The sequence below is a fragment of the Brevundimonas vesicularis NBRC 12165 genome (assembly GCF_001592205.1).
Lineage (GTDB): Bacteria > Pseudomonadota > Alphaproteobacteria > Caulobacterales > Caulobacteraceae > Brevundimonas > Brevundimonas vesicularis.
The window spans coordinates 37,776-57,177 of the sequence record NZ_BCWM01000017.1 but is presented as its reverse complement, the minus strand read 5'-3'; the positions used below and the strand labels follow the sequence as shown (position 1 = coordinate 57,177).

The 19,402-nt window shown below is 67.3% G+C and carries 20 protein-coding genes and 1 pseudogene; 14 read left to right on the top strand and 7 right to left on the bottom strand.

Annotation, left to right across the window (positions count from 1 at the left end):
- The first annotated feature begins 42 nt into the window (after positions 1-42).
- The 3 genes and pseudogenes from BVE01S_RS13500 to BVE01S_RS13490 all read left to right on the top strand — a co-directional run bounded on the left by BVE01S_RS13500 (position 43) and on the right by BVE01S_RS13490 (position 3,591).
- Entirely contained in the window at positions 43-2,295 is a 2,253-nt protein-coding gene (locus BVE01S_RS13500) for a TonB-dependent receptor (protein ID WP_370667723.1), read from the top strand.
- Positions 2,205-3,397, top strand: a pseudogene (locus BVE01S_RS13495) (PepSY-associated TM helix domain-containing protein). Before BVE01S_RS13500 ends, BVE01S_RS13495 begins: the two are co-directional and overlap by 91 nt.
- Positions 3,394-3,591 carry a hypothetical protein gene (locus tag BVE01S_RS13490; RefSeq protein WP_205678482.1) on the top strand — a complete coding sequence of 66 codons (198 nt, stop codon included), beginning with the start codon at positions 3,394-3,396 and terminating at the stop codon, positions 3,589-3,591. Before BVE01S_RS13495 ends, BVE01S_RS13490 begins: the two are co-directional and overlap by 4 nt.
- Here BVE01S_RS13490 and erpA read toward each other — a convergent pair.
- Positions 3,575-3,892, bottom strand: a complete 318-nt coding sequence (gene erpA, locus BVE01S_RS13485; protein WP_066628623.1) for an iron-sulfur cluster insertion protein ErpA — start codon at positions 3,890-3,892, stop codon at positions 3,575-3,577. The genes BVE01S_RS13490 and erpA overlap by 17 nt on opposite strands.
- A gap of 141 nt (positions 3,893-4,033) precedes the next feature.
- Here erpA and BVE01S_RS13480 point away from each other — a divergent pair, with 141 nt between their 5' ends.
- The 6 genes from BVE01S_RS13480 to BVE01S_RS13455 all read left to right on the top strand — a co-directional run bounded on the left by BVE01S_RS13480 (position 4,034) and on the right by BVE01S_RS13455 (position 10,274).
- Complete coding sequence (locus tag BVE01S_RS13480) at positions 4,034-5,224, top strand: deoxyguanosinetriphosphate triphosphohydrolase (RefSeq protein WP_066628547.1); 1,191 nt, start codon at positions 4,034-4,036, stop codon at positions 5,222-5,224.
- A gap of 76 nt (positions 5,225-5,300) precedes the next feature.
- A complete protein-coding gene (locus BVE01S_RS13475) occupies positions 5,301-6,080 on the top strand; it encodes an SPOR domain-containing protein (RefSeq protein ID WP_066628543.1) in 780 nt (259 codons plus the stop codon).
- A complete protein-coding gene (gene nagZ / locus BVE01S_RS13470) occupies positions 6,077-7,126 on the top strand; it encodes a beta-N-acetylhexosaminidase (protein WP_066628541.1) in 1,050 nt (349 codons plus the stop codon). Before BVE01S_RS13475 ends, nagZ begins: the two co-directional genes overlap by 4 nt.
- Positions 7,127-7,132: 6 nt before the next feature.
- Positions 7,133-7,951 (top strand): segregation and condensation protein A, encoded by an 819-nt coding sequence (locus BVE01S_RS13465; protein ID WP_045810344.1) that lies wholly within the window; start codon positions 7,133-7,135, stop codon positions 7,949-7,951.
- Positions 7,948-8,619: an SMC-Scp complex subunit ScpB gene (gene scpB, locus BVE01S_RS13460; RefSeq protein ID WP_066628539.1), complete on the top strand. Its 672-nt coding sequence runs from the start codon at positions 7,948-7,950 to the stop codon at positions 8,617-8,619. The genes BVE01S_RS13465 and scpB overlap by 4 nt, the downstream gene beginning before the upstream one ends.
- A gap of 116 nt (positions 8,620-8,735) precedes the next feature.
- The gene (locus tag BVE01S_RS13455) at positions 8,736-10,274 is read left to right on the top strand and encodes a sensor histidine kinase (protein ID WP_167544813.1); all 1,539 of its coding nucleotides are present in this window, start codon (positions 8,736-8,738) and stop codon (positions 10,272-10,274) included.
- Here BVE01S_RS13455 and ispH read toward each other — a convergent pair.
- The gene (gene ispH / locus BVE01S_RS13450) at positions 10,271-11,242 is read right to left on the bottom strand and encodes a 4-hydroxy-3-methylbut-2-enyl diphosphate reductase (protein WP_066628535.1); all 972 of its coding nucleotides are present in this window, start codon (positions 11,240-11,242) and stop codon (positions 10,271-10,273) included. The two genes, BVE01S_RS13455 and ispH, sit on opposite strands and share 4 nt — an antisense overlap.
- Positions 11,243-11,493: 251 nt before the next feature.
- Between ispH and BVE01S_RS13445 the strand changes: the two genes are divergently transcribed.
- The 5 genes from BVE01S_RS13445 (at position 11,494) to BVE01S_RS13425 (ending at position 14,083) form a co-directional block, all read left to right on the top strand.
- On the top strand, positions 11,494-11,853 hold the full coding sequence (locus tag BVE01S_RS13445; protein ID WP_017505296.1) for an AtpZ/AtpI family protein: 360 nt from the start codon (positions 11,494-11,496) through the stop codon (positions 11,851-11,853).
- A gap of 6 nt (positions 11,854-11,859) precedes the next feature.
- The gene (locus BVE01S_RS13440) at positions 11,860-12,645 is read left to right on the top strand and encodes a F0F1 ATP synthase subunit A (RefSeq protein ID WP_066628533.1); all 786 of its coding nucleotides are present in this window, start codon (positions 11,860-11,862) and stop codon (positions 12,643-12,645) included.
- A gap of 57 nt (positions 12,646-12,702) precedes the next feature.
- Entirely contained in the window at positions 12,703-12,927 is a 225-nt protein-coding gene (locus BVE01S_RS13435; protein ID WP_017505298.1) for a F0F1 ATP synthase subunit C, read from the top strand.
- A gap of 68 nt (positions 12,928-12,995) precedes the next feature.
- The gene (locus tag BVE01S_RS13430; RefSeq protein ID WP_017505299.1) at positions 12,996-13,568 is read left to right on the top strand and encodes a F0F1 ATP synthase subunit B family protein; all 573 of its coding nucleotides are present in this window, start codon (positions 12,996-12,998) and stop codon (positions 13,566-13,568) included.
- Positions 13,568-14,083, top strand: coding sequence for a F0F1 ATP synthase subunit B (locus BVE01S_RS13425; RefSeq protein WP_066628530.1), 516 nt, complete (start codon positions 13,568-13,570; stop codon positions 14,081-14,083). Before BVE01S_RS13430 ends, BVE01S_RS13425 begins: the two co-directional genes overlap by 1 nt.
- Positions 14,084-14,159: 76 nt before the next feature.
- Here the strand turns inward: BVE01S_RS13425 and BVE01S_RS13420 are convergent, their stop codons facing one another.
- From BVE01S_RS13420 to gcvPA, 5 genes are all read right to left on the bottom strand, one after another.
- The gene (locus tag BVE01S_RS13420; RefSeq protein ID WP_370667717.1) at positions 14,160-14,627 is read right to left on the bottom strand and encodes a DUF6789 family protein; all 468 of its coding nucleotides are present in this window, start codon (positions 14,625-14,627) and stop codon (positions 14,160-14,162) included.
- Between the two features lie 135 nt (positions 14,628-14,762).
- On the bottom strand, positions 14,763-15,167 hold the full coding sequence (locus BVE01S_RS13415; RefSeq protein WP_017505302.1) for a PGPGW domain-containing protein: 405 nt from the start codon (positions 15,165-15,167) through the stop codon (positions 14,763-14,765).
- Positions 15,168-15,378: 211 nt separating this feature from the next.
- Positions 15,379-16,296, bottom strand: a complete 918-nt coding sequence (locus BVE01S_RS13410) for an SDR family oxidoreductase (protein ID WP_066628620.1) — start codon at positions 16,294-16,296, stop codon at positions 15,379-15,381.
- A 66-nt stretch (positions 16,297-16,362) separates the two neighbouring features.
- On the bottom strand, positions 16,363-17,931 hold the full coding sequence (gene gcvPB, locus BVE01S_RS13405) for an aminomethyl-transferring glycine dehydrogenase subunit GcvPB (protein ID WP_066628524.1): 1,569 nt from the start codon (positions 17,929-17,931) through the stop codon (positions 16,363-16,365).
- A 12-nt stretch (positions 17,932-17,943) separates the two neighbouring features.
- Positions 17,944-19,290, bottom strand: coding sequence for an aminomethyl-transferring glycine dehydrogenase subunit GcvPA (gene gcvPA, locus BVE01S_RS13400; RefSeq protein WP_066628521.1), 1,347 nt, complete (start codon positions 19,288-19,290; stop codon positions 17,944-17,946).
- Positions 19,291-19,402: the final 112 nt, after the last annotated feature.

Genomic DNA, 19,402 nt, shown 5'->3' with positions numbered 1-19,402 from the left:
CACCAGCCGATCGGGCTAGGGACGCGCAGCTTGATTTTGAGAATGCGTATCAAAATGCTCTGCCTTCGCCGTGCCTCCGTTCTTTTCACTGCCAGCGCCCTTGCGCTGACGCTCGCCTCGCCGGTGCTGGCGCAGCAGGCGATGGCCCCGGCGGAGCTGGGCGAGATCGTGGTGACGGGATCGCAGGTTCGGCTGACGGCGCCGGCTGCGGGCGGTCAGGTGGCGCGCGGCGGACGCATTGGTCTGCTGGGCAATCTGAGCGTGATGGACACGCCGTTCTCGACCGCCAACTACACCGAAAAACTGGTGCGTGATCAGCAGGCGCGCGGCATCGGCGACGTGCTGCAGAACGACCCGACGGTGCGTGTGTCCAAGGGCTTCGGCAACTTCCAGGAGCTGTATGTCGTTCGCGGCTTTCCGGTCTATTCGGACGACATGAGCTACAACGGCCTCTATGGCGTCTTGCCGCGCCAGTTCGTGGCGGCCGAACTGGTCGAGCGGGTCGAGGTGTTTCGCGGCGCCTCCACCTTCCTAAACGGCGCTGCGCCAGGCGGAACGGGGGTCGGCGGCGCCTTCAACCTGACGCCGAAGCGGGCGGGCGACGCCCCCCTGACGCGCCTGACCGGTGGCGTGTCGGGCCGTGACGAGATCTACGCCGCCGCCGACCTAGCTCGCCGTTTCGGCGACGAAGGCGAATGGGGCGCGCGCCTGAACATCGCCAGCCGTGCGGGCGAAAGCGCCGTCGAGGACGAGACCGGCCAACTGCGGGTCGTCGGCCTTGGACTGGACCGCCGAGGCGATCGCGCCCGGTTTTCGGCCGATCTGGGCTGGCAGGATCACCGGATCGACGCGCCCCGCCCCAGCGTGACGCCGGGAACCGCCATCCCTGACGCGCCCTCGGCCGACAAGAACTTCGCCCAGCGCTGGACCTACACCGACGAGGAGCAGCTGTTCGGCGCCGTGCGCGGCGAGCTCGACCTGACCGACAGCATTAGCGCCTGGGCCGCCTTCGGCGGGCGTCAGGGCGAGGAAGACAACAGCCTGGCCAATCCGCGCGCCGACGCGGCGGGCGCGATCCGCGGCTATCGCTTCGACAATATCCGCGAGGACACGGTCTGGTCGGGCGACATCGGCGTGCGCGCCGACCTGACGACCGGCCCGATTGAACATCGTCTGGTCGCTTCGGCCTCGCAGATTCAGTCCAAGTCCAAGAACGCCTGGGCGGCGTCGAGCTTCGCCGGCTATGCGATGGGGACGCTGACCAATCCGCTGTTGTCGCCGGCGCCGACCATCGCAAGCGTCTCGGGCGATCTGGATGATCCCAACGTCACCGAGCGGGTCAAGAACACCAGTTTCGCCGTCGCCGATGTGCTGTCCTTCCTGGATGGACGGCTGCTGGCGACCGTCGGCGTCCGCTATCAGGAGATCGAAACCCGATCCTATGCCTATGCCGACGGCGCATTCACGTCGGGCTATTCCAGCGACGCGACGACGCCGGCCTTCGCCGTGGTCTACAAGCCCAGCAACACGATTTCACTGTACGCCAACTATGCCGAAGCCCTGGTTCCGGGCACGACCGCGCCCGTCTTGGCCAATGCTGTGGTGGAGGGCTGGGGGAACGCCGCAGTGCCGGTCAACGTCACTAATGGTGGCGATGTGCTCGAGCCCTTCCGCGCTAAGCAGGCCGAGATAGGGGCGAAGTATGACGCAGGATCGTTCGGCGGAACGCTCAGCGTCTTTCGCACAACCCTGCCCAGCGCGCTCGTTTCCATCACGTCCAACGGAAACCCTGCGTCGAATGTTCTGCCGGAAGGCGTCTACACCGACGGCGGCGAGCAGGAGAACAAGGGCGTCGAGCTGACCGTCTATGGCGAACCGGTCGCAGGCTTGCGTCTGATCGGCGGCGCGACATGGCTGGACGCCGAGATCAATCGGTCGCTGACCGCCGCCAATGCGGGCAAGTCGGCGATCGGGGTGCCGGACTTCCAGGCCAATCTGAACGTCGAATGGGACGTGCCGATGGTCAGCGGCCTGACGGTCGAGGGCCGGGCGGTCCATACCGGCGCCCAGCCGGCCAATGCGACCAATACGCTGGAGCTGGAAAGCTGGACCCGGTTCGACGCCGGCGTGCGCTACGCCTTCGTGGCGGGCGACAAGCCGGTGACGCTGCGGGCGCGGGTGGAGAATGTCGCGGACGAGGATCAGTGGGTCGCGGTCGGCGGCTATCCGGGATCGAACTATCTGACGCTGGGCGCGCCGCGGACCTTGCGTCTGTCGGTCTCGACCGAGTTCTGATCCGCGCCGGCCGATGCACGCCCGGACGATCCGCGCCTGGACCTGGACGCACAAGTGGTCGAGCCTGATCTCGACCCTGTTCCTGCTGATGCTGTGCGTCACAGGGCTGCCGCTGGTGTTCAGCCACGAGCTGAACGCGGCGCTGCTGCATGAGCCGTGGGCGCCGAAGAACCCAGACGGCCGACTGCTGACGCTGGACGAGGTGCTGGCCGCGGGTCTGGCCAAACATCCGGGCGAGGTTCCGGCCTTCATGAGCTTCGACGACGAACGGCCGGTGGTGAACGTCACCAGCCGCGCCCCGGACGCCCCGGCCGGCAAATACAGTTTCGAGCCCATCGACCAGACCAGCGGCGATGGCGCGCCGCTGGTCGCCGGTCATCCGGTGATGGAGTTCCTGCTTCAGCTGCACACCGACATGTTCCTGGGTCTGCCGGGAATGCTGTTTCTGGGCGCGATGGGGCTGTTGCTGGTCGTGGCGGTAGTGTCGGGCGTGGTGCTGTATGCGCCCTTCATGCGTCGGCTGCCGTTCGGGACGGTGCGGGTCAAAAAGGCGGCGCGGACGCGGTGGCTCGACTACCACAATCTGCTGGGCGTGGTGACAGCGGCCTGGGTGCTGGTGGTGGGGCTGACAGGGGTCGTGAACACCCTGGCCACGCCCATACTGGCCTATTGGAAAGAGACGGCGCTGAAGGAGTTGACGGTCGCCTATGATGCGCCGGCCCCCGCCCAAGGCCGGGCCTCGCTGGATGCGGCGGTGGAACGGGCCAAGGCGGCGCTGCCGGGCATGAAGCTGCAGTTCGTGGCGTTTCCGGGAACCGACTATTCGACCGACCACCACTATGCCGTCTTCTTCCACGGCGACACGCCGCTGACGACGCACATGACGACGCCGGCCCTGATCGACGCGCGGACGGGCGAACTGGCGGCGGTGGCGCCGATGCCCTGGTATGTGAAGACTCTGTCGCTGTCGCAGCCGCTGCATTTCGGCGACTATGGCGGGCTGGCGCTGAAGATCCTGTGGGCGCTCCTGGACATCGCCACCATCGTGATCCTGGGGTCCGGTCTTTATCTGTGGCTGGGCAAGGGGAGGCGGAAGGCGTGAGCCGTCGCCGTCACAACCCGAGGGATTTGACCCTGTGGGCCATCTTCCGCGCGCCCATCGTCCTGTTTGCGCTCAGCCTGATCGGGCTGGTGGGCGCGCTGTTGCAGGATGGGGTTTGGGACTGGGTGTTTGCGACCTTACTGGCCTCGCCGATCTTGGCGACCGGCTGGGCCGTCGTCAGATCGAGAAGCTGACGCCGCAGCCGCAGCTGGAGGCGGCGTTGGGGTTCCTGACCACGAACTGGGCGCCGGCCAGTTCATCGACGTAAGCGATCTCGGAGTTCTTCAGGAAGGGAATCGAGACGGGGTCGATGAGGGCGGTCTGGCCGTCGGCCAGGATGCGCAGATCGTCGTCCTCGGCCGTCTCGACCAGTTCGAACCGATACTGGAAGCCCGAGCAGCCGCCGCCGTCCACCGCGACCCGCAGCATCAGGGTCTTGCCCTCGGCCGCCCCCAGTTTCGCCAGCCGCTTGGCGGCGCTGGCGGCTAGGACGATGCCTTCCGGCGCGCGCGTGGCGACGGTGAAGGCGGGTGTGGACGGTTCTGTGGATTGGACGGTGCTCACGGCTGTCTATATGAGGCGGGCAGGGCCGTTCGCAAAGGCCCCCCGCATCAAAGCAGCCTCAAAGTTGATGACTTGAGCCACACAGACCTCGCTTCCTATGCCGAACGGGCCGACCTGACCCAGGGCCGCCGCGTTTTCGAGCCCGCCAGCCGCACGCGCACCGCCTTTGCGCGGGACCGTGATCGCATCATCCATGCGACGGCGTTCCGGCGGCTGAAGGAAAAGACCCAGGTCTTCGTGGCGCATGAGGGCGATCACTACCGCACCCGCCTGACCCATTCGCTGGAGGTGGCGCAGATCGCGCGGTCGCTGGCCCATGCGCTGAGGCTGGACGACGACCTGGCCGAGACCATCGCCCTGGCCCACGACCTGGGCCATCCGCCGTTCGCCCACGCCGGCGAGGACGAGCTGGTGGTGCAGATGCGCGATCACGGCGGGTTCGATCACAACGTCCAGAGCTTCCGCGTCGTGACCGAGCTGGAGAACCGCTATCCGCAGTTCGACGGGCTGAACCTCAGCTGGGAGACCGTCGAGGGCGTCATCAAGCACAACGGCCCGGTGTCGCATCGGCTGGACGAGCCGGCCTGGTCGGTCGTGCGCCCCTATGCGGCAGGCGGCGAGGCGGGGTGGGACCTGCGGCTGGGGACATTCGCCTCGCTGGAGGCCCAATGCGCGGCGATCGCTGACGACATCGCCTATAACAATCACGACGTGGACGACGGGGTGCAGGCGGGTCTGATCACCCTGCGCGATCTGGATCAGGTGCCGCTGATCGGGCCGATGTTGGCCGAGGTGCGCCGCGACTGGCCCACGATCGACGACCGGATGCTGCGGATCGAGGCGGTGCGGCGAATGATCGGCGTCATGGTCGAGGACGTGCTGGCCGAAACGGCGCGGCGGCTTGAGGAAGACCGGATCGTCACGACCGAGGACGTGCGGATGGCCAAGCGCACGATGGTGGATTTCTCGCAGGCCATGCACGTCGATCTGGCGGTGCTGAGAAAGTTCCTGTTCGAGCGGATGTATCGCCACTACCGCGTCAACCGCACCCGCAGCCAGGCGCGGCGCGTGCTGTCGCAGCTGTTCGAACTGTTCATGGCCGAGCCGGAGGTGATGCCGCCGGAATGGGGAGAGCCGGCGATGACCCCGGACAAGACGCAGCGGGCGCGCGCCGTGTGCGACTACATCGCCGGCATGACCGACCGTTACGCCATAGAAGTGCACCAGAAGCTATTCAGCCTCGACCTCGCCCTCGATCTGTGATTCGAAAGATGCACGCGGGGGCGTAGAGTGATCGTTCGGCGCGCCGATTCGCGCCGACAGACGGCGGAGCGCGACCATGTCCTTTGAAGACGACAACAAACCCGGCCGGGGCGCCTATACGCCGCCGACCGACGACGACCTGCCGTTCCGCCGCAACAGCTATGACCCGCGCAGCGGCCGCAATGTCGGCGCGGGCGGGGGCAAGGCGCCGCCGGTGACGTTGATCATCAGCGCGGTGGTCCTGCTGCTGCTGATCGTGGCGGTGATCTTCTTCTATCGTTCCGGCATGCGCGCCTCGACCGACGCGCCGCCGGCCGTGGGTCAGCCCGTCGGCGAGATGAAGACCGCCGCGCCCATCGACGCCCAGCCGATCGACCCGGCCGCAGGCGTTCGCGTCTATCGCGACGAGACCGAGACGACCGATGCGCCGGTGACCTTCACCCCGCCGCCCGAGGCGCCCCAGCCGCGTCCGGCCGCGCCGCCGACCGCCGCACCGACCGGACAGGGCCTGCCGCCCGCCAAGACGGCGACGCCGGCCGCGCCTGCGCCGCGTCCGACAACCCCGGCGCCCGCGCCCGTCGCTGCGCCGGCGACAAAGGCTCCGGCCGCGACCGGCGGATCAGCCTCGGTGCAGATCGGCGCCTTCTCCTCGACCGAGATCGCGGACCGCGAGTACGCTGCGGTGGCCGGCCGGTTCGGCGCGTTCGCCTCGGGCGCTGAAAAGCGCGTGACCGAAGTGACCTCGTCCAGCGGATCGACCCTGTACCGCACGGCCTTCTCGGGCCTGTCGCGCGAACGGGCGGTCGCCTTCTGCAACGCGCTGAAGGCGGCGGGCCGGGACTGCATCGTCCGGTGACGTCCGCCGCCATCTATGGCTGCCTGGGACATCGGCTGACGGAGGCCGAAAAGGCCTTCTTCGCCGAGGTCCGACCCTGGGGCTTCATCCTGTTTCGGCGCAACATCGACACGCCGGAACAGGTGCGGGCCCTGACCGACGAGCTGCGGGCGTGCATCGGCGATCCCGAGGCGCCGATCCTGATCGACCAGGAAGGCGGTCGGGTCCAGCGCATGGGGCCGCCCCACTGGCCCAAATATCCGCCGGGTAACGCCTATCTGAAGGCGACGAACGAGCTGGCTCAGGCGCGTGAGCTGACGCGGCTGGGCGCACGTCTGATGGCGCACGATCTGCGCGAGGTCGGCGTGACCGTCGATCTGCTGCCGGTGCTGGACGTGCCGGTTCCCGGCGCCCACGACATCATCGGCGACCGCGCCTATGGCGTCGATCCCGAGACGGTCGCCGTGCTGGGCCGGGCGGCGGCGGAGGGGCTGCTGGCGGGCGGGGTTCTACCCTGCATCAAGCACATGCCGGGCCACGGCCGGGCCTTTGCGGACACGCACAAGGACCTGCCCACGGTTCATGCCGATCTGGACACGCTGGACGCCTGGGACTTTGCCCCGTTCAAGGCCCTGTCGGACATGCCGATCGGCATGACGGCGCACATCGTCTTCACCGCGATCGATCGCAAACATCCGGCGACGCAATCCAAGAAGGCCATTCGCCTGATCCGCGAGCGCTTGGGATTCGGCGGTCTGCTGCTGTCCGACGATCTGGTGATGAACGCCCTGTCCGGCTCGCTGACCCAGCGGGCGTACAAGGCCCTGAAGGCGGGGTGCGATCTCGTCGTCCACTGGAACGGCGACATGGACGAAATGCGCCAGGTCGCCGAGGGCGTCGGACCGCTGAAGGGCGGGGCGCGCCGCCGGGCGGAAGCCGCGCTGGCCCGAATTGTGCGGACGCCCGAACCGCTGGATCCCGTCGCGGGGCACGATCGCTTCTTCAAGGCCATGGGCGGTCGGATGGACGCCGCCAAGGGGCCGGACGTTGGTGAGGCGCAGGCCTGAAGACCTATGACGGAGTCTTTCCAGCCCAATCTGGATTTCAACGCCGAGGAGGTCGAGGAGCGCGAGGCCTTCGTCGTCGATCTGGAAGGCTATGAGGGACCGCTGCATGTCCTGCTGGCCCTGGCGCGAAACCAGAAGGTCGATCTGCTGAAGCTGTCGATCACCCAACTGGCGGAACAGTATCTGGCCTTCGTGCACGAGGCGCGCAGGCGCAACTTCGCCCTTGCGGCGGACTATCTGGTGATGGCGTCGTGGCTGGCCTATCTGAAGTCGCGTCTGCTGTTGCCGCGCACCGACAAGGGCAAGGCCGAAGAGCCGCCGGCTGAGGAAATGGCCGCCGCCCTGGCGTTCCGGCTGCAGAAGCTGGAAGCGATGCGAAAGGCCGTCGAACAGCTGATGGCGCGGCCCCAGCTGAAGCGCGACGTCTTCACGCGCGGCGATCCCGAGGCGACGGTGATCGTGCCGTCGGATCGCATCGACGCCAGCCTGTATGAACTGATGAGCGCCTATGTGGTGCAGCGCCGGCGTGAGGAGGCCCGGCGCTATGCCCCCGGCCAGCGGGTCGAAGCCTTTCCATTGGAAGCCGCCCGCGACTGGCTGCGCGAGATCATGCCGAAGTTGGCCGACTGGACGCCGCTGGAACAGGTCGCGCCCCATCGTGAGGACGAGGAGGGGCCCAGCCAGGCCAGCTTTACGGCCTCGACCCTGTCGGCCAGTCTGGAGCTGGTGAAGGAGGGGGCGATGGACATTCGGCAAAGCGAGGCGTTCGCGGACCTGTATCTGAAGCGGCGCGGACCGGGCCAGCCGCTGGAGCTGACGCCGTGAGCGACCTGTCGTTCCAGCCCGACGAGGCCGAGATCGAGCGGCGGGTTGAGGCCCTGTTGTTCGCCGCCGCCGGGCCGTTGACGGCGGCCGAGATCGCCGCGCGCCTGCCCGAGAACTGCAATGTCGCCCGCGCCATATCGGGTCTGCGCGCCCGCTACGAGGGGCGGGGGGTCGAGCTGGAGTGCGTCGCCGACCGCTGGCGCTTCCGCACCGCGCCGGACCTGGCCTTCATGATGACGCGGGAGCGCGAGGAGCCGCGCCGTCTGTCCAAGGCCGCGCTGGAGACCCTGGCCATCATCGCCTATCACCAGCCCATCACCCGCGCCGAGATCGAGAGCGTGCGCGGCGTCAGCATCTCCAAGGGCACGCTGGACCTGTTGCTAGAGATGGGGTTCGTGCGGCTGCGCGGACGCCGGCGCACGCCGGGGCGGCCCGTAACCTATGCGACCACCGACCGGTTCCTGGAGCATTTCGGCCTTGCGACCCTGTACGATCTGCCGGGCGTGCAGGAGATGAAAGCGGCGGGCCTGCTGGACCTGTCGCTGCCGGTCGGATTCGAGGTGCCCGACCCAAGCCGCGCCTCCGAGGCGGACGACGAGGACGGCACATTGCCGCTGGACGACGAGGCGCCCGAGTTCGCCCAGGATTTCGTCGGCGAACGCAGCTGAGCTGGATGATGTTCACGACGTCTTAGTCTGCGCACCCTAAGCCAGACCGTATGAGTGGCGTGACATCGAAGACGGGTTGGCGGGCGTGGAGCACGTTCAGGATCGCGTTGATCCTGATGCTATCGTCCATCATCGGCATGGCTGGGGTTCTGGCGATCGTCAGTCGCGGCATCGACGCCCACCAGGCGCGCAAGGAAGAAGGTCTGGTGCGGCTGCGTCTGACGCGCGCGCTGGAAACCATCGGCGAAAACCTGACCACCGCCTCGGTCTGGGACGAGGCCGTCGATCGGATGACGGCGGGCGATGTAGCCTGGTACGACCGCAACTTCGGCGCCTTCTACGCCGCGCAACACAAGCATCAGTTCACACTGGGTTATGACGGGACCGGGCGGCTGTTTCGCATCAGCACGCTGGGCCGACCGGCCGAGACGCAGGTCGGCGAGCCATTCGGCCAGGCGGCCCGGCCGCTGATCGACGCGCTCCGGGCCGAGGCCGCCGGGCGCGACCGATCGGTCACCGCTGATGCCGGGGTGCGGCTGAAGGCGGCGTTTGTTCGCGTCGGCGACGACGTCTATGTGCTGGGGGCCTCCACCGTCGTGCGGCATACGGCAGGCGGATCGACGCCGGCGTCCGATCCGATCGTCGCGTCGTTCAAACCGTTCGCCGGCGAGCTCAATCTCTTGCGAACGCGGCTGGCGCTGGACCGAATTCACTTCCAGCCCGGCGATACAGAGCCGCCCAAGGGCATGATCGGCGTCGATGTTCGCGACGTCGGCGGCGCCCTGTTGGGGCGTGTCGTCTGGGCGCCGGAGCAGCCCGGCTATCAGATCCTGACCAAGGCCGGGCCGCTGCTGCTGCTGCTCTTCATCGTGCTGCTGATCGGCACGGGGTCGCTCCTGTGGAACACGACGGCCGACGTTCGGCGCCTCAAAGCCTCGGAGGTCGCCCTGTCCGCGGCGCTGGAGCGGGCCGAGGCGGCGAACCGGGCCAAGACGCGGTTCTTGTCCAACGTCAGTCACGAACTGCGCACACCCCTGAACGGGGTTCTGGGCATGGCCGAGATCATCGGGGCCGATCTGGTAACGCCACAGCAGCGCGAGCGGCTTGAAATCCTGAAGGCGTCGGGGCGTCAGCAACTGAGGCTGGTCGAGGAGCTGCTAGACGTGGTGCGGCTGCGCGACGGGGCCGTGGCGCTGGAAACCCGGCCGTTCCGGCCCGATAACCTGCTGCAGCGGGTCGCCAACGACTTCCGGGGCGCGGCCGAGGCCAAGGGGCTGAAGATTTCGGTCGAGGCGGCCGAAGGCGAGTGGCTGGGCGACCCGGTTCATGTCGAAAAGCTGATGGCGGCGCTGACGGACAATGCGGTGCGGTTCACACGCACCGGCGGCGTGATGCTGCGCGCCGTTGCCGGCGCGGGCTTGGCCTTGGAAGTCGAGGATACGGGGCCGGGCATGGAGCCGGCGGAAGCGGCGCGCCTGTTCGAGGCTTTCACACAGGGCGATGAAAGCGCGACGCGCACCGCCGAAGGGCTGGGACTGGGATTGACGGCGGCGCACGGTCTGGCGGCCCTGATGGGCGGCAAGATCGAAATCGTCACAGCGCCCGGCGCCGGCAGCACCTTCCGCGTCGTTCTGCCGTTAAAAGCGGTCGCCTAGGCCGTCAGCAGGCGCGGCAGTTTGAAGGTGACGGTTTCGCGCGCGCCGTCGTCTTCGGTCACGGTGGCGTCAAAGCGCGCCCGGATGGCGTCGACCAGTGCCTCGATCAGCGGCTCGGGCGCCGAGGCGCCGGCGGTGACGCCGACGGTGTTCACGCCGTCAAACCAGGACCAGTCCACCTGGGACGCATCGTCCACCAGATAGGCGGCTGGGGCGCCGGCGCGCATCGCGACCTCGACCAGGCGCACTGAATTGGACGAGTTCTTGGACCCCACGACCAGTACGAGGTCGCAACCCTCGCCCAGCGCCTTGACGGCGTCCTGGCGATTGGTCGTGGCGTAGCAGATGTCTTCCTTGTGCGGATCGGGCAGTTCGGGGAAGCGGCGCTTTAGCACCTTCAGGATGCCCGCCGTGTCGTCCACCGACAGGGTGGTCTGGGTCGCATAGGCGAGGGGCGCGTCGCCGGGGCGTTCGAACGATTCGGCGTCGGCCTCGGTCTCGACCAGGGTGATGGCGCCGGGCGCCAACTGGCCCAGGGTGCCGACGACCTCGGGGTGGCCTGCGTGGCCGATCAGGATGATGTGCCGGCCGGCCGCATGGTGACGTTCGGCCTCGACGTGGACCTTGGACACCAGGGGGCAGGTCGCGTCCAGGAAGACCAGTTCGCGCGCCCGCGCCGTCGCCGGCACGGACTTGGGCACCCCGTGGGCCGAGAAGACGACCGGCCGGTCGTCGGGGCATTCGTCCAGTTCCTTGACGAAGACGGCGCCCATGGCCTTCAGCCGCTCGACCACATGTTTGTTGTGGACGATCTCGTGGCGCACATAGACGGGGGCGCCGAACTTTTCGATCGCGCGCTCGACGATCTGGATCGCCCGGTCGACCCCGGCGCAAAAGCCCCGCGGGGTGGCCAACCTCACCGAAAGCGGGCGAAGCGGAGCGTTGGGGGCAGGAACATGCGCATTCATGGCGGCGAACCTAGTCGTTTGCGGCGCTGACCGCCATCGGAGCCGAAGGGCGGATGCGACGGATTCTGTCGCCCGCAGCAGCGGCGCATCGTCACGGCGGGCGGGCGTGAATGGAAAGTCGATATTCTACAATGCGTTAGCGCATGGTCACGACGCCTTGACCTGTAGGCCGCTCACGATTAGTTTCCGCGCCGAATTCAGACCCGTCCGGACGCACTGTCTGGACGCCGAACGCACAGGTCCTATCCCCCATGTCGGAATCGCGCGAAGAGGCGATCAAACGCCTCCAAGACAGCGCATCCGCATTGGAGGCGCGGACCACGGCGGAGAAATCCGCCGAACTGACCGGCCATCAGGTGTCGGGTCAGGCCTACAAGATCATCGCCGAACTTCTCGGCGGCGTCTTCGTGGGGCTGGCGTTCGGAGCGATCGCAGACTGGGCCCTCGGGACCCGTCCGTGGGGTTTGATCGGCGGGGTCCTTCTGGGCTTCGCCTTGTCGATTTACATGGCGCGTCGCACAGCCAACCGGCTGATGGCGCAGGCCAAGGCGCAAGGGACGACGGCTCCGGCCGAACCCTACGTCGAGGCCGACGAAGACGGGGAACGATAGGGCTTCATGGCCGATCCGATTCATCAGTTTGCGATTCAGAAGGTCGTCGACCTTGGCGACGTCACCCTGCCTGTGCTGGGGACGGTCGATCTGGCGATCACCAACTCGCACATCGCCATGACGGTCGCCTTCGTGCTGATCGTCGGCTTCCTGGCCGCCGTAACCGCGAACGCCCAGGTCGTGCCCGGCCGGCTGCAAGCCGCCGGCGAGGGCCTGTTCGGCCTGATCGACAATCTGGCCGATTCCATCATCGGTCACGAAGGCCGCAAGTATTTCCCGTTCATCTTCACCCTGTTCATCCTGATCCTGGGCATGAACATTCTGGGTCTGTTCCTGACCTTCACGGCGACCTCGCAGCTGGCGATCACCGCCACCTTCGCCCTGATCACCTTCGGTCTGGTGCTGGTCGTCGGCTTCGCCAAGAACGGCCTGGGCTTCTTCAAGCTGTTCTGGCCGATGGGCGCGCCGCTGGCGCTGCGCCCGGTGGTGGGCCTGATCGAGTTCGTCTCCTTCCTTCTGCGTCCCGTCACCCTGGCGCTTCGCCTGTTCGGCAACATGCTGGGCGGCCACGTCGCGCTGAAGATCTTCGCCGGCTTCGTGGTGTCCCTGGGCATCGTCGGACTGGGCGGCGGCGTCGGCCTGCTGGCCTTCCCGGTGGCGGCCCTGTCGCTGGGCATGGTCGTGGCCCTGACTGCGCTGGAGTTCCTCGTGGCCTTCCTTCAAGCCTTCGTTTTCGCTGTTCTGGCCTGCATCTATCTCAATGATGTGGTCAACCTGGACCACGCCCACTAAGGGCCGGACCAGTCTCTTCACCCCAACCACCAACGACTTTAATCTAGGAATACAATCATGGACGCTGAAGCCGCGAAGTACATCGGCGCTGGTCTCGCCACCCTGGGCATGATCGGTTCGGCCCTGGGCGTGGGCAACATCTTCGGCAACTTCCTTGCCGGCGCCCTGCGCAACCCGTCGGCCGCCGCCGGCCAAGTCGGCAACCTGTTCGTCGGCGCCGCTCTGGCCGAAGCCCTGGGCATCCTGGCCTTCGTGCTCGGCATCCTGATGATCTTCGGCTGATTTCAGTCGATCACGGCGCGCGGGGTTCGCCCGCGCGCCGCTTCATCTGATCCTGCAGTAGACGGTTCATGGCCAGCACCCACACCATCGACGCGGTCCCGCCTTCGGTCGAAGCGGACCTGCACGCCGAGACGGCGACCCCCGCCGAGCACGGCTCGGGCGGCCTGCCGCAATTCCAGTTCGAACACTGGGCGGGCCAGATCGGCTATCTGCTGATCCTGTTCGTCATCCTGTATGTTCTGGTTTCCAAGGTCTTCGCGCCACGCCTTCGCAAGGTGATGGACGAACGGGCCGACACCATTTCCACCGCCGTCGCGACCGCGCGCCAGGTTCAGGCCGAAGCCGCCGAACAGGCCGCCCAGGCTCAAGCCGAAGTCGCCAAGGCTCGCGCTGACGCCCGCGCCACGGCCGCCGCCGCCAAGGCGCGCGTGACCGAAGAAGCGAACGCCCGTCAGGCCGCCGAAGAAGCCGTGGTCAACGCCCGCATCGCCGAGGCGGAAGCCTCGATCGGCAAGACCCGCGACGCCGCCATGGCCAATGTCTCCACCATCGCCTCCGACACGACCGCCGCCATGGTCGAACGTCTGACCGGCAAGGCCGCGACCGCCGCCGAGCTGGCCGCCGTCAAGGGAGCCGCCTGATGAACCTGATCTTCGAACACGGCATCTGGAGCTTCGCCAATGCGGAGATCTGGGTCGGCATCGGCCTGATCATCTTCTTCGGCATCCTGATCGCCGCCGGCGTGCCCAAGATGGCCGGCAAGGCGCTGGACGCCAAGGCCGTCAAGATCCAGGCCGACCTGGACGAGGCCGCGCGCCTGCGCGCCGAGGCCGAAGCCCTGCTGGGCCAGATACGCAAGGAGAAGGCCGAGGCTGAAGCCCAAGCCGCCGAGATGATGGCTCAGGCCGAGGCCGACGCCCGTCGCCTGGAAGTCGAAACCAAGGCCAAGCTGGAAGAAACTCTGGCCCGTCGTCAGAAGATGGCCGAAACCCGCATCGCCCAAGCCGAAGCCCAGGCCTCGGCCGAGGTGAAGGCCGCCGCCGCCGATCTGGCCGCCAAGTCGGCGGAACAGGTTCTGGCCGCACGGCTCGCCAGCGGCGCCAAGGATCCGCTGCTCGACAGCGCCATCGCCCAGATCGGCGATCGCCTGAACTGATCAGGGCTGATCCTGAATGAAACAAGGCCCCCGACGTCGCCGTCGGGGGCCTTTTTCTTGGGCGATCAAGCCGTGATCAGTGGGCGTGGGCGCCGCCGATGATGGTCGCGCCCATCCGTTTGTCGCGCGCCACCAGACGAGCATAGACGTTGCCCAGCACGATGCCGAAGACCGCGTGGGTGATCAGCAGCCAGGCGAAGGTCCCGAACCCCGCGCCGGCCGTGAATGTCCGATAGTTCCCGAACATCACGATGGCCGCCATCATGAGGATCCAGGCGCCGACGGCGAAGACGATGCCCTTGGTCTCGGGCGTGTCCGTCGGCAGGCGGGGACACAGGATGGCGAACAGCGGCCCCAGGATAAAGACGCCGCTGATGACATGGACGACCCAGCCGACGGCCAGATTGCCGGGCATGCCCATCATGCTGGCGATGACCCCCTGGAAGGGATCGAACCAGTTCAGGAACATATTGGGGATTTCGAGCAGTGAGACGGCCACGGTCGCCGCAACTCCGGCGATCAGACCTTTTTGTACGCGTGACATCATGACCTTAGCGCCTCCCAACGCCTAAGTGGTTCTCTGATAACGCGCAGACAGGATACGCCTGACTTGGGAGAGCGGTGTTCACGATACTGTGGTTAGCGGTTGCAGCAACGCAACCGCGAAATCAGGCGCCAACTAGCGGAAAAGCTTGCGGAAATAGCGCCGAACGCTCTTGCGGCCGCGCGAGAGGCGACGGCTGGAGCGTTTGGTCACGATCTTCTCGGCGCGGAGCGCCTGTTGCCAGAAGACGGGCGCGAACTCGGGCTTCTTCCGCATCAGGCGACGGAAGGGATAGACCCATTTCGGCCGCGCATATTGGGCGCGAATGAACTGTCGCTTGGCCCAGAATGAGCTTTTTAGGATCAGCATCAGGCCGACGGCGATGACGGGAATGCCGCCGGGCCCAGGCAGGGGGGCGATCAGAATGCCCAGCAGCACGACGAACAGACCCCCGATCATCAGCGCCCAGCGCTTGACGACCCGCAGCGTCGAGGCGCGCGGTTTGTCTGAACGGACGAAGGGAACGGGGAGAGAGGTCACGAATACGCCAGATGGGGAGGAGGATCGTCATGACAACGATCGCCACGGACGCGCGATCCCTCGTCGGGAAAGGAAAAGGCGACCGTGACGACCTTGCCACAAGACCTCTTAACGCCCTGCGTCCATGGCGGATGGATGTCCGGCGGGTGAAGCTTTGGTCATGAAGAGACGATCGCTCCGCACCGTGGCGCGACGGACACGTCTCGCGACATCAGCCGTAGGCGACCCCCGTCAGACGCTCTGATTCCGTCCAGAGACGCTTGGCCACGTCTGCGTCCCTGGCCTGGCGCTTGATCACCGCAACGCCGGGCGGCCCCTTCATCTCCTGAAAGCCGGTGGGGCCGTAATAGCCGCCGGGCGTCGGATCCGGCAGGGTTGCGGCCATCAGGATGGGCAGGGCGCCGTCCGCGGCCGAATGGCTGAGCACGGCCTCCAGGAGCCGGGCGCCGCGCGCGAACAGGCCGGGCTTGCCGGCATGGCCGTTGGCGATCAGGTCGGTGCGGGCGAAGCCGGGATGGGCCGCCACGCTGGTCAGGCCCCAGCCGTTGGCGTCGTTGCGGCGCTGAAGCTCCAAGGCGAACATCAGCATAGCCAGTTTGGACTGCTGATAGACAGGCCACGGGCTGTAGTGGGTCTGATAGTTCAGGTCGCCCAAGCGGATATGGCCGCTGCGGTGGGCGACGCTGGACAGCTGCACCACGCGGGCCTTTGCCCCAATCAGCAAAGGCAGCAGGCGGCCGACCAGGGCGAAGTGGGAGAGGTAGTTGGTCCCGAACTGCATCTCGAAGCCATCGACGGTCGTCTGGCGTGTCGGCAGGGCCATGACGCCCGCGTTGTCGATCAGGATGTCGATGGGGCGTCCCGTCGCCAGATACCGCTCGGCGAAGGCCTGGACAGAGGCTAGGCTGGCGAGGTCCAGCAGCTCGAACCGCACGGCCGCGTTCGGATGACGAGACCGGATCAGCCGTTCGGCCTCGGCCCCCTTGTCGGGATTGCGGGCCGCCAGCACGACCTCGGCGCCCTTGCCGGCCAGCACGATGGCGGTTTCCAGCCCCAGCCCGCCGGTCGCGCCGGTGATGATGGCCAATCGGCCGGAAAGGTCGGGGATGTCGTTTGTCGTCCAGGTCATGGCCATGACCTAGCGATGGATCAGCCCCGCGTCAGCCCCTTCCCGCAGGAAGGGGCGACTAAGGGGTCAGGCCGCTTTGTTGGAGCCTTCCGGCGCGGTCCAGCGCAGAACCGGCGAACGGGCGGCGCGGGTTTCGTCGAGGCGCTTCAGAGGCGCGTGGAAGGGCGCGCCTTTGAAGCGATCGACGTCGCCGGCCTTGGCCGCCTCGGCCAGGGCACGCATCGCCTCGATGAAGCGGTCCAACTCGGCCTTGGACTCGGTTTCCGTCGGCTCGATCAGCATGGCGCCGTGGACGACCAGAGGGAAATACATGGTCATCGGGTGGAAGCCCTCGTCGATCATCGCCTTGGCGAAGTCGAGCGTGGTGATGTCCGTGCCCTTCAGCCATTCGTCGTCGAACAGGGCCTCGTGCATGCAGGGGCCGTCGGGGAAGGCGGCCGACATCAAATCACCGAGCCGGGCCTTGATGTAGTTGGCGTTCAGTACGGCGTCCTCGGCGACCTGACGCAGGCCGTCGGCGCCGTGCGACATCATGTAGGACAGGGCGCGGGTGTACATGCCCATCTGGCCCTGGAAGGCGCACAGACGGCCGAAGGCTTGCTCGGCCTCGTCCTCCTCGCGCTCGATCAGGCGATAGCCGCCGTCGTCATGCACGACCCAGGGGGCCGGGGCGAAGGGCGCCAGGGCTTCGGAGAGGACCACCGGACCCGCGCCCGGACCGCCGCCGCCATGCGGCGTCGAGAAGGTCTTGTGCAGGTTGATGTGCATCGCATCGACGCCCAGGTCGCCCGGACGAACCCGGCCGACGATGGCGTTGAAGTTGGCGCCGTCGCAGTAGAAATAGGCGCCGGCCTCATGCGTCAGGCGGCTGATCTCCAGGATGTCGCGCTCGAACAGGCCGCAGGTGTTGGGGTTGGTCACCATGATGGCGGCGACGTCGTCGCCCAGCTTTGCGGCCAGATCGGCCACATCGACGCGGCCGTCTTCGGTCTGGGCCACTTCGACCACCGAATAGCCGACGAAGGCGGCGGTGGCGGGGTTGGTGCCGTGGGCGCTAGTTGGCACCAGAACCTTGCGACGCTTCTCATGCTGGCCCGAGGCCTCGTGGGCGGCGCGGATGGCCATCAGGCCGCACAGTTCGCCGTGGGCGCCGGCCTTGGGCGACAGAGCGACGGCGGGCATGCCGGTCAGGGTCTTCAGCCAATGGGCCAGGGTGTCCATCAGCTCCAGCGCGCCCTGAACGGTCGAGATCGGCTGCAGCGGGTGAATGTCCGAGAAGCCGGGCAGGCGGGCCATCTTCTCGTTCAGGCGCGGGTTGTGCTTCATCGTGCACGATCCCAGCGGATAGATGGCCAGGTCGATGGCGTGGTTCTTTTGGCTCAGGCGCACATAGTGGCGCATGGTTTCCGGCTCGGACAGGCCGGGCAGGCCGATCGGATCCTTGCGGACCAAGTCGCCCAGGTCGGAGCCGTCCGTCTTGGGTTCCGGCAGATCGACGCCGGTCTTGCCCCAGCCGTCGCCCTCGAAGATCAGGGCTTCGTTCTGCAACAGGCCGCGGCCGCCAGTCAGAGTGGCGGGCTTGGTCTGGACCTGGTTCGGGGCGGTCGGGCGGCCGACGGTGTTCATGGTGCTCATGGTCAGTATCCCTTACGCGCCGAGGACTTTGGAGAGCGACTTGGCGAGAATCTGGATGTCGGCATCCAGGGTCGTCTCGGTCGCAGCGACCAGCAGGACATCGTCCATGCCGGCGTCGGGGGCCAGGCGGCTGTAGGGCACGCCAGCCAGGACGTGATGGGCGGCCAACTGATCCACAACCTCGGCCGCGTTCTTGGGCAGGCGCACCGCGAACTCATTGAAGAAGCGGTCGGTCAGGACTTCGACGCCTGGAATGGTGGCCAGGGCGTCGCGCGTGGCGACGGCCTTTTCGTGGTTCAGCAGGGCCAGTTTGCGCAGGCCCGTCTCGCCGAGCAGGCTCATGTGGATGGTGAAGGCCAGGGTGCACAGGCCCGAGTTGGTGCAGATGTTCGAGGTCGCCTTGTCTCGGCGGATGTGCTGCTCGCGCGTGGACAGGGTCAGGACGAAGCCGCGTTCGCCGTCGGCGTCCACGGTTTCGCCGGTCAGGCGGCCGGGCATCTGGCGGATCAGCTTCTCGCGCGTGGCGAACAGGCCGACATAGGGACCGCCGAAGTTCAGGGCGTTGCCGATCGACTGGCCCTCGGCCGCGACGATGTCGGCGCCCATTTCGCCGGGCGACTTCAACAGGCCCATCGACACGGCCTCGGTGACCACGACGATCAGCAGGGCGCCGGCGGCGTGGGCGGCCTCGGCGATCTTGGTCACGTCGGTGGCCGTGCCGAAGACGTTTGGGGTCTGGACGACGACGCAGGCGGTGTCGGGACCGATCTGGTCGATCACGGCGGCCTCGGCGTCCACGGCGGCGGGCAGGGCCAGGGTTTCGACGCCGACGGCGTGAACCACGGTCTCGGTCGCCTTGATGTAGTGCGGGTGCACGCCGCCCGAGATCACCGCCTTGTTGCGGCGGGTCACGCGGGTCGCCATCAGCACGCCCTCGGCCATGGCGGTCGATCCGTCATAGAGGCTGGCGTTGGCGACCGGCATGCCGGTCAGGTTCGCGACCTGAGTCTGGAACTCGTACAGGTACTGCAGCGTGCCCTGCGCGATTTCCGGCTGGTAGGGGGTGTAGCTGGTCAGGAACTCCGAGCGCTGGATCACGTGGTCCACCGTCGCCGGGACGTGGTGCTTATAGGCCCCTGCGCCGCAGAAGAAGGGCACGGCGCCGGCGGTGGCGTTCTTTGCCGCCATGGCGGACAGGGCGCGCTCGACCTCCAACTCGCCTGCGACGCGCGGCAGATCGACGGGGCCGTCCAGACGGGCGGCCTGGGGCACGTCCACGAACAGATCATTGATGGATTTCGCGCCGATGGCGGCGAGCATCGCCGTGCGGTCGTCGGGCGTCAGGGGGAGGTAACGCATTGCCGGTTTCCTTCACCCGTCATCCTCGGGCTTGACCCGAGGACCGGATGTTGTGCGGCTCGTGCGTCAAAGGCTTCGCACGAGTGGTTGATCGTCCGGCCCTCGGGTCAAG